Genomic DNA, 10,842 nt, shown 5'->3' with positions numbered 1-10,842 from the left:
GGACTGCGTTAGTCTTGGAGAGTAGCGACTAATCGGCCAGTTTCTTCGGCCTCTTCGCTACGCGACATCCCATATGTCGCAAGCGCCCCGTCCACCGCTTCATCAAGACTCATAGTTCACTTCAATATTAGCTGTGTGATTGTATAAACTCTTGCATCACCCTGCATGTGCGCCATACAGACGTGAGAGATGTTCCTGATTATCCCTGTAATCGGAGCTGCCTGAGCAGATAGAACAGAAACCCAGAGAAACAGCCAGAATGCCGGATTCATGTCTAATTTGCAGAGCTGACGAGCGAAGCTGAGTCGTCGTCGGATCGGGGTCAAGCCCCAGCATGACCGATTTGGGGGGTGGTAACGCACTGTTCGGCCCCGTCGGTCTGCCGTTCCAGCGTCGTCCCCCGCAGGTGAGCGACCAGCGACAGCACCTGCCTGACATCTGGATGCAACGCCAGCCACTCCTCAAGTCGATCAGCACGTCCAGTCACAGCCAGCGTCAATTCATCGCCGTAGTCGATCTTCCGATGCCCCAGATCATAGAGAACTTCGGCGATGACAGCCATCTTGTCGGCAAACTCCGGTCCGTAGTCGTCGATGTCCACGTCAGCGCTGGGGGTAGAGCCTGCGAACTGCTGCCCTCGCCACCGAATGGCAGGCAAATCCATCCTTATGATTTGGGACCCCCGCCCCCGGGTGTTTCCGCGTAAACCCTAGATAGGCAAGACAGGCTAAATGAGAATAACCAAGATACACATATAAATACAGGAAAATATTAGAAGAGATATTTAATTCTAGAGAGAGCAGAAAGCTGATACAGAGGTTTGAAACGGATAGCAGACCGTTTCTCTCTTTCTTCTACTCTAGGCAATAACTAGCTAGAAAGAAAGAGATATAATAGATGTGAGAAACAGGAACTGATTCAGTTTATGCCGATAGGAAAATCCGCGTTAGAGGGCATTCTTAATCGCAGTATCGCCAATAATTCTCTCTTGTCGAGACTCATTATGCTCTTCTGCACCTCACACCATCTATAGAATTACGCGGAAACACCCGGGCCCCGGGGAGGGGACGCCGATTCAGAGTCGGACTTCCGTGAGGTCGCCGGCGCGATCTTCGGCGAAGCCAACGGCCACGACCCATTCCATCGGCCCGCCAAACAGACCTTCGCGGAGATGCTGATGTATCTCCATCTCAACGCGAAAAAGAACAGTCGCCGCCATGCGCTCTGTCACGCCGATATCGTCTCGCTGCTCAACGAGGGCCATATCGCGCTGAAAAAGGCACTCGATGAGTTCGACCGACTGGACTCGGGTCACATCGACCCTGACAAGAAAGGCGCACAGAACGTTTACCAGACGATCAAGGAGAACGTCGATCCCGTCTTCACTGGTGACTTCGGAGACTACGGGGAGTTCTCCCTGCAAGAGTACATCGAGAACCCGGAAGGCCGGGTCCTCATCATTGACTCGAACCCGACGGAACTGGAAACGCTCGGGCCGATGTACCAGCTGCTCGTAGACTGGTCAATCCGCTACGCGATGAACGCCTCGAACCCGACGGTCCATATCCTCGACGAGATTGACGCGCTGCCGGCGCTCACTCAGGTAACGAACCTCACGGCCCGAGGTCGGAAACACAAGGCCCGGGCACTAGTCGGTGTACAGACAATCGGCCAGCTCAAAGACACGTACAGTACAATCTCTGGCATTGTCGGCAACTGCCCGCAGGGCGTTTACTTCGGTCCGGGTGACACTGAGTCGACGGACTTCATCCTTGACGAACTTGGCGAGAGTCGACAGTATGACCGGTCCGAGATGGTGTCGATGAGCCACCAGGGACGCGGCGAGAACCCCCGGACGCAGGCTCGGGACACGTACAAAGAGAAGGACAAAACACCGGTCACATCCGGTCTGCTCCGAGACTTCCAGCCCGGTGAGTGCGTTGCCGTCTCTCGGACGATGTGGGTTCATGGACAGTCCTACGAACTAGACGACGTTCGCGATAGCCTCCCGGCGCAGGGTGCGGAGTCGCCGGGCAGTTCAGAACTGGAACCCTCTGAGGATGACACCGACATAGAGAGTGACAGCTGGTTCTCGTTCACTCGGGCCCGACTCGACGATGTGCTCTATGGGTCACTTGGTGAGGACGACGACGGTGAGTCCAGAGAGAGTGGCCCGGATCGTGACTCCGAAGTCGAACCGACTGTCGACGCGACAGACGGGTTGGGCGACGACGAGTCGACCGACCCACTCGACCAGACAACAGCAAACACCGCCGTCACGTCTCCGGACGCAGACCATCCGAACCTATCAGATGAAGAATGTGAGTGCGTCGGTGGCGATCACGACCAGCAGTCCGACGACAACAGCGGTGACTTCTCCTCTGACGAGTCACCGAACCCCACCACTGATGAGACGGAAGCCGCTGAGAAAGGAGATGCTGAATCGGCCTCAGAATCAGACGCTACTGAGACTGATGAGCAAGACAAAACAGAGTCAGAAGAGAAGGGGCACGACCCGGCTGGGTTCATGTGACTGCCTCTCTACAGAGTAACGATAGCATCTAAGAAAATCTATACTTTTGCAGATAATCTCTTGATCTCCCTTTGGTTGTTGACTGATAGAGTCCTTTGGCTGTAGCCCCTCAATAGAGCTATTATCAGATATCCGGTAAAGTCTCCCCAGCTAACTGATTCTGGGTGAAATCGCCAGACGGAATCGGTTTTGCTCCTATGTGAATCTATTAGCTAAGTGACTGATTCGTACAAAATCGCAATACGTGGCGGGTGTGATTCACCGAATAATTGGTCCTTTAACTTGCCGTGCTTTGCGGGGCGTTCTGAGAGCGATTTTTGCGAGAAATGCATAGGCAATCTAACAGTGGGAGAGCGGGTCGATAGACCCGACACAAACAGGGGTACGAATCCGCTCAGGCCACCTGCACTCTCACCTATTGGAGAACAGATATGTCTCACCTCACTCCCCAGAGTCCGACCGGGACTGCACATGGCGGGCCAGCCCCACCGAGTGTCATGCGAGTCCACTGTGCCACGCATGTCGCCGGCCACCGACGTCCCGGGCCACGCCGATCACGACCACACTCGAACTGAGCCAGTGCTGGCAGACCCACGCTCGACCCTCGCTCGCTTCGGCCCCTCGTGGCGCACACCTTGTCGCTCACCGGTCGGCGAGCACACCATCATGTCCGGAGCTTTGTGTCTGAAACCCAATAGGTACAATGTGCCTTGTTTTCGTATCATAGTGTAGTCGCAAATTAGTGTGCCACTCAGCTGGGAACTGTCCGATTCCCGGCGGGGATCGCGCCCGCCACTGCAGGCACGAGTGGACCGGCGTGAGGCGCGCGACCGCGCCGAGCGCAGCGCCCCGTCGTCCGAGTGAGCGAGAGTGAACGAGGACACGACAGACGAGCATCGCGAGTCTGTCAGTGGCGTCGCGCGCTGGGACGGTCCACCAGCCATCCAGCCCAGTTGTGCCCGGGCCGGCAGACCCACGCCTGCGATACATCCGACACTCCGTGGAATCGGTATCTCGACGTGTGCCAGCTGGGGGAGCCAGCCCAACCCGGAGCTTTTTGAGCGATGACGGGCAAGTCTGAATCGCACCGTTCTCATGTCACAGCCACACCTTTCTCCAGAGCAACAGCCATCCGACCAGCGTCAGATTCCGAGCATGGAAACGATCGGGCCGGTCGTCGACGAAGTGATCGACATCGCCCGCCGAGAACTCGATGCACCGCTGTCAGTGAAAATCAAAACATGGGAGGATCGCGAGTTTCTGGTGCGTGTCAAGCACGGCTCAGCACCAGGCGTAAACACCCGGTATGGATACGAGACAGCAATCCAGTATCACAGTGATCGGGAAACCGTCGAAGCCTTCCTGATCGAAGAGGATACCCACACTGATGAAGCAGAGCGCCTCCTGAAGATGGAACTCGGAACGATCCCCGATCCAGTACCAGAAAAAATTGGGGAGTAGACGACTGACTTATTTGTCTGTCAGTTCTCGATGGCAGTCCTCACAGACCTGCTCGTACTCTTCATCGCGCTCTGGGTCGTAGAAGGACCCGGCGCGAAACCTCACAGGGTTGTACCGAGTGTTGAAGACTTCCTCACATCGCGGACACTGAACGTCTCCCATTTGAGAAATTACCTCCCGGCGGCCCGGTCTGGCCGCCACCTGCCTGCGGCCACACAAAATCGAGGTGTTCCGCCTGCGATGCCGGTCTCAGCCGCCGATCGCTCTTATGCAAGGCTGCGGAAAGACCGTATAGTTTCACTGAACCGTCGCTAATTTGGCTAGATAGCTTCTGCTCCGCCACGCCGACGTTGACGATGAAAATAGGCGGCGAAGTATGGCCTCAAAGACGAAACCGACGCCTTGCGCCGCTACCTTGGGACACACGACAAAGTCGATAAAGAGCGTCTTCCGAAGTGGGACGAGTGCCGGGAGCTGGCGGTTGACTATGAGGTACAACTATCCTGAGACCGAACTTCGTCGGCGGCCCTGGCGTCTACCAGTGTCAGTCCGGATCGTAGGGATTCGTTGCGGTATCGAGCCGATAGACTTCATCGACAGCGTCAAAATCGTCATCAAACGCATACAGGTAACCGAGTCCCTCGGTTTGCATATACGCGATAATGCAGGCATCGACGAAGGAGAGCGGTTCGTGTTGGCGAAAAAGGGCCTTCCCTGTCGAGAGGGCGTCGGTGGTGAGGGAGTCGATGTGGAAGCGGGCGTTTTCTTCGATACGATCAAGGAGATCGACGGCTGCGTCGTGGCCGGCGTGGGTCGTGAGGCCGTTGAGTGTTTCTGCGAGAACGTAGTCGAGGATGACTGCCTCCGGGAGCGTTCCATTGTCGATTCCCTGGAGCACGGGAAGCGCGGCATCGTGGGATCCATCCCGTCGGTATGCGGCTGCAAAGAGGACTGTCGTATCAATGAGTGCACGAGGCATTTACTCGACGTTGACGCCCCAGGCGTCGTGATCGCTCGTTACGTTGGTCGACTTCTCACCAGCGTAGCCGTCGAAGTCGGCGAACGTGCCCGTTTGCTGTTGGACAACTTGGACCCGTATGCTGCCGTCGTCTTCGAGATGCCAACGGAGTTGATCACCATCGTCGATATCGAGCTCGCGCCGAATCCGGGCGGGAATATTTGCCTGGTTTCCAGACACCTTACTTTCGGCGTCGACTCTGTCGCTGCTCATACCACAGTGTATGTGATCGGCTGTGAAATACCTAGTGTGCGGCCACACTACTCAGTAGCAGAAGAGCGATTCCGACGGAGAGGATGGCAATCTACTATGAGGCCATTGGGAGCCGGCCGGCGCACCTCGCCCAACCCGTATGCGAGATTCCGTTCTGCTTTGGATCGCCAGCGGCCCCGAGTCAGCTCATGGCGCATTCGGGCGAGCTACCGGCGTTTCTGCCCTGAAAGTCCGTTCCCGTGTGTATCGGTTCTGCGTCCGACCTCCGTCGAGAGGCCTCTATCGTGGCGGGCCGCAGTTAGTGGTGCGCCTGTTCGTTCACGCTCGTCCGCATCGTACGACAGCACCAGCTTGCGCTCTCGATCCGCCTTTGAGAGGGATCTCGAGTGTGTCGCTCCGATCAAGGACTATAGATTCGATTCAGTTCGACTGTGTGAATCCTCGTATGAGGCGATTTCTCCAATGCAGAAAGCTGCCGATGTTTGTTTCGTACCTTTGATTGAGAGTTGAGCGTTAATTCGTGTGTCTACTCATCAACTCAACCTCTGAAAATTGCTTCCTAACCGATATGATTTTGAAAATAGTGTGACAAGATCCAGTATGAAATTACGAGAGTTGGTATCCAATTATCTCCCAGACGCCGTAGTTGCTGCGATTATATTCACGCTTTACAATACCTATACGAGCGATATTGCTGGTCCACTCGCAATAGGTACCAATTTTATTTTTTACGTCGTCGTGATCTTCATCGGGTTTGTAGTAATCACTCCAATTTTGAACAGAATATTCGATCGCAGTACAACGTGAGATCCCTGTATCTATCGGTCAAACATCTAATTCTGTAAATGCCGGGCCGGGCGGACGGGGTTTCTCGTTCAGTTCCCACTTGACGTTGTACCTATCTAGAAAAACGCGGTGATGGGAGGCGTTCTCTTTGACGTCACACCCAAGGGAGTCGGCATGTTCAGTAATTGCCTCGAATGCGTCATCATCAACGGCGAGTGCGATGTGGTCGAGCCGGCCAGTGTCCTGTTGTCCCTTTGCATTAGCGACCGCCACATGGAACCCGTCTCGTCCAAGGAACGACATATACGGTGTCACTCCTTCGTCGAGGGCCTCTTCCCATGAGACCTCTTCGGGGACAGTTCCAAGTTCTCCATCAAGGGTGCCCTCGCGGAAATGCACTTCGAGATCAAACAGTTCCCGGTAGTACGATTCACCTTTCTGAACGTCGTCAACCAGCAAAACAAGGTGATGGATACCGTCGATGTGCATGCACTATTGTTGTGGCTCAATAACTGAAGCTACTGGTCATATGAAAATTTGTCATTTTCTATAGCGGAAAGGATCCTATCCACACGAACTATATGCCGAATCCACAGTACCGTATTTCTAGCGGACCAGAGCAGACGAGGTTATACTTATTAGCCAGTTTGCCTTCCTCCGAATAACAATTGAGATGATAGTATCTTGGGCTTAGTTATTGAGTTATGCTACAAAGAACGGCGGTTTTGGGCACTGCTTGTTATTATTCGGTGCCTGCCACTCGTTTATAATCAGGAATCCCACGCTCTGTAATTCGTCACGAGTTGCTTGTGTGCCCACCATTTTCCAAGTCATCTCAACGTCATCAGGCTGCCAAGTTCAGAGACAATCCCAGATGCTATCAGAATTGCTCAGTGGGACCGGAGACTGCTCCAAATCAAGTAGGGACACTTGTCCTGACCATTGCAGTATCGCTGTAGATCGTCGTTATGGCTCAACACGTCGCACCGCAGGCCGACGATGTCGTTCACGTCTATCTTGCGATATCAGCATCTGCTGATCTGACACTTTTTACCTATTGGACGTCCCTCACATAGGCACCCACCTATTATTAGCCTCAAATGTGTCTCATCAGCCATACGAGAATTGGTATTTTCAACAAAGCTATTTCTATTGTTTGGAAACCATCCTCCAGCTTTTTTTATGTTACTCTGTCACTATCCGCATGCAATGCCCTCCAGTAATCGGCGTACATTCCTTGGTGCAAGCGTTGTCGGACTCGGCTCACTAGTCGGTTTCAGCCGTGTTCGGGCAGAAAGCTCCAGTGATCCCTCAACACCTCATGAGACCGAGGATACAGAGTCGGCAAGTACAATGGATCCGTTAGATGAATGGCTCTTAAGTGCGAACGACCCACAAGGCCAGACAATTCGCGATCTCCGGTATAATGACCCGCCAACAGTATATCTCGGGATAACGGGTACAAAGTCATTTGCACCGCCTGCGATCAAGGTTACACCAGGCACAACCGTAACCTGGGACTGGATTGGAGACGAGACGGAGCACAATGTTGTAGCAATAGACGGTACGTTTGACAGCGGACAGCCAATTGCAGAAGCAGGCAATACTTTTGAGTATACATTCGAAACTGAAGGGACGTACAAATACGTTAGCGAGCCACATGAAGAGGTGGGAATGAAGGGGGTCGTTGTGGTGGCTTCCGCACCATCGAGTGGGTACCCCACTGTGGATAAGTGGCTTGCTGCAACAGATGAATATGATGGCTCAATCACTGACGAAACGGGGACGGACTTCGTCGAAATCGTGTCAGGGGCAGAAGGTAATGGTGGAAACTTCGCGTTTGATCCGCACGCAATAAAGGTTTCAACTGGGACAACAATTCGATGGAACTGGATCGGGAAGGGAGGTGCGCATAACATAGTCTTCGATGATAGTGAGATTGGTGAAGAGTCCATATACGCCAAGTCTGGGGTTCACTTCGAAGATACCTTTACCAAGGCTGGCATTTACCGGTATTCATGCGAACCACATCATTCTATAGGACATCGGGGTGCAATTATCGTTGAATGATCTGGGGACGTAAATAACGGAACAGCAACCAAACGGATCGTCTACCTCGCATACCCACTCGGGATCGATTGTCCCACCGGCACAGCTCTCGTCGAGTTGTTCACAGGTGGGGCCTCCCTTCTGGATCCGATGCACCCTAAACAGGCCAAACAATAGCACGCATCGTCGCCAAATCAACGTCGAGCCAGCGACCCTGGAACCAATAGCGGCCGTGAATTACTGGCATAGGATACTGCCCTACTACTTGACGACGCCACCTATAGTAGCCATTGAAAATCAATGCACACCTGATCGCACGATGGCAGTGCGATCAGTGTGTAAATCGTTTCAATTGTTACTATATTTATATGCTGTTGCACAAAATCAGATAGTGTCTGAAATAGCGAAACGGGATATAACGGTCTGCATCGATACGTATCCTGACCCGGATACCGATGTCTTTCGTATCGGTGCCGCAGACGACATCCCCCGACTGCTCGCCGACGCCCACGACACGGAGATTACGATCCCCGAATTCGTTGACGCCACGGGTGTCACCCGCTCGACGGTGTGGCGGGCTGTCGCCCTCCTCGACAGTATTGGTGCCATACAAATTCGAGAGACGCCACAACGAAACCACATCACGATCAACCCAGATCGACTCTAGAAAGACGACCCAATCCTCGCCATTCCGCAGTCTGAGTTCCATGCGCCGATCCGGGCCTTCATCGATCGTGTGCAAGCCGCGATCACTGACGCCGACGACGTCGACGAACTACTCCGGGGGGTGTATTAGCGCTCACAACAATCGGTTTACTCGTGGCTAATTGGGAGTAGTCGCTCTATTTGTACACTTGCTGAGCAAGTAGTTCTCGCTCAAGAGCGTTGAAACAAACGACCCAGTGAACCGTTCTATGACACCGTAGAATACATCAAACGAATAGAAGTTTCGAGTTGAACCCTCCAAATACATAGAGTATCACTGTGACTAGTACGAGTATCCACCACTCATCTATCCACGGAAATCCGTTGGTCTCTTTTTCAGCACTCCATGCCCAGTTTGTGAGTTGGATTCCGATAACCGACGCACCATACGTAATACAAAAAAACAAGATAGCCCGCTGCTCGGGCTTACACACAGCCCAGATACAATCACTCATGAGAGTCTGTATTATTTACGGGATGCTAAAGACTCAGGTATTGAGACTATAGATGAACGCAATTGGTCTTGGGTTGACAACGACCTCGACTGCATCCGAATCTCAGCGGATTCGGTAATGAATCCGTCCTCACGCCATAGACAGTGAATATCATTCACCGGAGATATTACCTCCCAGCGGCCCTGTCTGGCCGCCACCCGCTTGCGGCCACACAAAACCGAGGTGTGTCTACCCGGGCCACTGGGCCCAGACACCGACTAACCAACATTTCCCCAGACTGCGCCGACTTTGTTGGTTAAGACAAAAACGGATGAGCTAGGCGAATAGATCCTGAATCGCTTCCGTGGAAACAATCGTACCGCAATTGGAATACAAAATGTCGAAGATAAAGTAGGGAGATCTCGACAGAGTATTGAGAATCGACTAGCTATCGCCCGGGAGTAAATCTTCGAGGAACCGGAAGCCGTTCACGAACGTCACCGAGTCACCGTATCCCTCACTGGTGAGCACAGTTTCAGCCCCTTCGCCGGCGGCGATATCGGTTGTATAGATGTACACTTGGCGTACTGTCCCCGAACTGAGATGCTGAGCAGCTAGGGCCGCAAGCGCGGCGTCGGCTCGCTCGACCTCGTCTGCGGGTCGGTCGTCGGCGCTCGCAATGTATCTCTGGACGCCATCCATCGCCCTCGAGACGATGGGTTTGGAAAAATCAAGTGGCGCTGCGACGTCAGCCCACTCCTCGTTGATCGCAGCATCGACAGGTGGCGCTTCAACGTCGGAGTCGTCGACTGTCAGCTCCTCGTACACTCGCTCTGGAAGGACGAAGGTGATGTCGTTCTGGCGGGCAAATCGACGGACGGCCTTGTACCGCCTGTTCGACAGCTGCCCCATCGCGACGAACAGGCCGGTGTCGACGATATGGAGGCTGCTCACGTGTCGTCAGCCGCGTCGCTGTCGTTGGTGTCCAACTCGTCAAGCGACGCGCCCGACGCTTCGATGTCGTAGTGCTCGTGGACGACGGGCCGGAGCGCCTGCAGGATCATCTCCGCAGCCAGCGGCGAGATATCGAGATCCTCAGCCATCAGCCGGTGGGTTGTTTCCCCACGTTCGCGGGCGACCGCGTAGGTGAGCGCCGTTGCGAGGCCGGCGACGCTGTGGCGGTCGATGTAGGTGTCGATGTCATCGTTGGACTCACGGCGACCGACCGCGTCAATGAGCGCTGGCGTGATCGTGTACTCGCGGTCGCCCGCGACTGTCGTCACAGTCAGATTGATCTCGCGGGCTGCATATCGACGGGGCTGCTCGTCGTGAGTGACCTCAACGACGTCGGCGTCAACGAGCCGGTTAACGTAGCTGTAGGCAGTTCCCTGTGCGAGGCTGAGTTCGTGCATTACGTCTTGGACAGTCGCCTCGTCTTTGCGAGCGAGGTATGCGTACAGCTGTGCCAGTTGAGGCTCTTCGAGGAGATCCGCGACCGAGAGGAAGTCGCGGACAATGTCGCCGTCGGTTTGGTCTGAGGTGCGTGACATAGTGTACGTTAATTACAGTTTACAGAGAAACAGTAAAGAGTGTTCTGGTCCGTAGTGTTCAGATAAGGATTGAAGAGTGAGGCACGGCGGTTT

General features: G+C 54.1%; 9 protein-coding genes and 3 pseudogenes. 4 read left to right on the top strand and 8 right to left on the bottom strand.

What is annotated here, in order from left to right; genetic code table 11:
• Nucleotides 1-322: 322 nt before the first annotated feature.
• A complete protein-coding gene (locus AV929_RS07065) occupies nucleotides 323-664 on the bottom strand; it encodes a hypothetical protein (protein ID WP_023842902.1) in 342 nt (113 codons plus the stop codon).
• 402 nt (nucleotides 665-1,066) lie between these two features.
• Here AV929_RS07065 and AV929_RS07060 point away from each other — a divergent pair.
• Nucleotides 1,067-2,533: pseudogene (locus AV929_RS07060) on the top strand (type IV secretion system DNA-binding domain-containing protein); the annotation flags it as partial.
• Nucleotides 2,534-3,628: 1,095 nt separating this feature from the next.
• Nucleotides 3,629-3,994, top strand: coding sequence for a hypothetical protein (locus tag AV929_RS07055; RefSeq protein ID WP_196219982.1), 366 nt, complete (start codon nucleotides 3,629-3,631; stop codon nucleotides 3,992-3,994).
• 9 nt (nucleotides 3,995-4,003) lie between these two features.
• Here AV929_RS07055 and AV929_RS21790 read toward each other — a convergent pair whose 3' ends face one another.
• From AV929_RS21790 to AV929_RS07040, 5 genes and pseudogenes are all read right to left on the bottom strand, one after another.
• Complete coding sequence (locus AV929_RS21790) at nucleotides 4,004-4,156, bottom strand: hypothetical protein (protein WP_023842963.1); 153 nt, start codon at nucleotides 4,154-4,156, stop codon at nucleotides 4,004-4,006.
• Between the two features lie 382 nt (nucleotides 4,157-4,538).
• Nucleotides 4,539-4,973 (bottom strand): PIN domain-containing protein, encoded by a 435-nt coding sequence (locus AV929_RS07050; RefSeq protein WP_064287843.1) that lies wholly within the window; start codon nucleotides 4,971-4,973, stop codon nucleotides 4,539-4,541.
• Nucleotides 4,974-5,225: an AbrB/MazE/SpoVT family DNA-binding domain-containing protein gene (locus tag AV929_RS07045; RefSeq protein ID WP_023842898.1), complete on the bottom strand. Its 252-nt coding sequence runs from the start codon at nucleotides 5,223-5,225 to the stop codon at nucleotides 4,974-4,976.
• Between the two features lie 116 nt (nucleotides 5,226-5,341).
• Nucleotides 5,342-5,566: pseudogene (locus tag AV929_RS21335) on the bottom strand (transcription initiation factor IIB family protein); the annotation flags it as partial.
• Between the two features lie 484 nt (nucleotides 5,567-6,050).
• The gene (locus tag AV929_RS07040; RefSeq protein ID WP_014030637.1) at nucleotides 6,051-6,500 is read right to left on the bottom strand and encodes a VOC family protein; all 450 of its coding nucleotides are present in this window, start codon (nucleotides 6,498-6,500) and stop codon (nucleotides 6,051-6,053) included.
• Between the two features lie 864 nt (nucleotides 6,501-7,364).
• On the opposite strand from AV929_RS07040, the gene AV929_RS21325 reads away from it, so the two are divergent.
• Nucleotides 7,365-8,081 (top strand): halocyanin domain-containing protein, encoded by a 717-nt coding sequence (locus tag AV929_RS21325; protein ID WP_230458860.1) that lies wholly within the window; start codon nucleotides 7,365-7,367, stop codon nucleotides 8,079-8,081.
• A gap of 379 nt (nucleotides 8,082-8,460) precedes the next feature.
• Nucleotides 8,461-8,841 (top strand): annotated as a pseudogene (locus AV929_RS07035) (helix-turn-helix transcriptional regulator); the annotation flags it as partial.
• 802 nt (nucleotides 8,842-9,643) lie between these two features.
• On the opposite strand, the gene AV929_RS07030 reads toward AV929_RS07035, so the two are convergent.
• A complete protein-coding gene (locus AV929_RS07030; protein WP_050036649.1) occupies nucleotides 9,644-10,153 on the bottom strand; it encodes a hypothetical protein in 510 nt (169 codons plus the stop codon).
• Nucleotides 10,150-10,749, bottom strand: coding sequence for a helix-turn-helix domain-containing protein (locus AV929_RS07025; protein ID WP_050036650.1), 600 nt, complete (start codon nucleotides 10,747-10,749; stop codon nucleotides 10,150-10,152). Before AV929_RS07025 ends, AV929_RS07030 begins: the two co-directional genes overlap by 4 nt.
• Nucleotides 10,750-10,842: the final 93 nt, after the last annotated feature.

Origin of the sequence: Haloarcula sp. K1 (assembly GCF_001647155.1) — an archaeon.
GTDB lineage: Archaea > Halobacteriota > Halobacteria > Halobacteriales > Haloarculaceae > Haloarcula > Haloarcula hispanica.
Note: the sequence above shows the minus strand (reverse complement) of the source record. Positions and strands in the feature narration are given on the sequence as shown.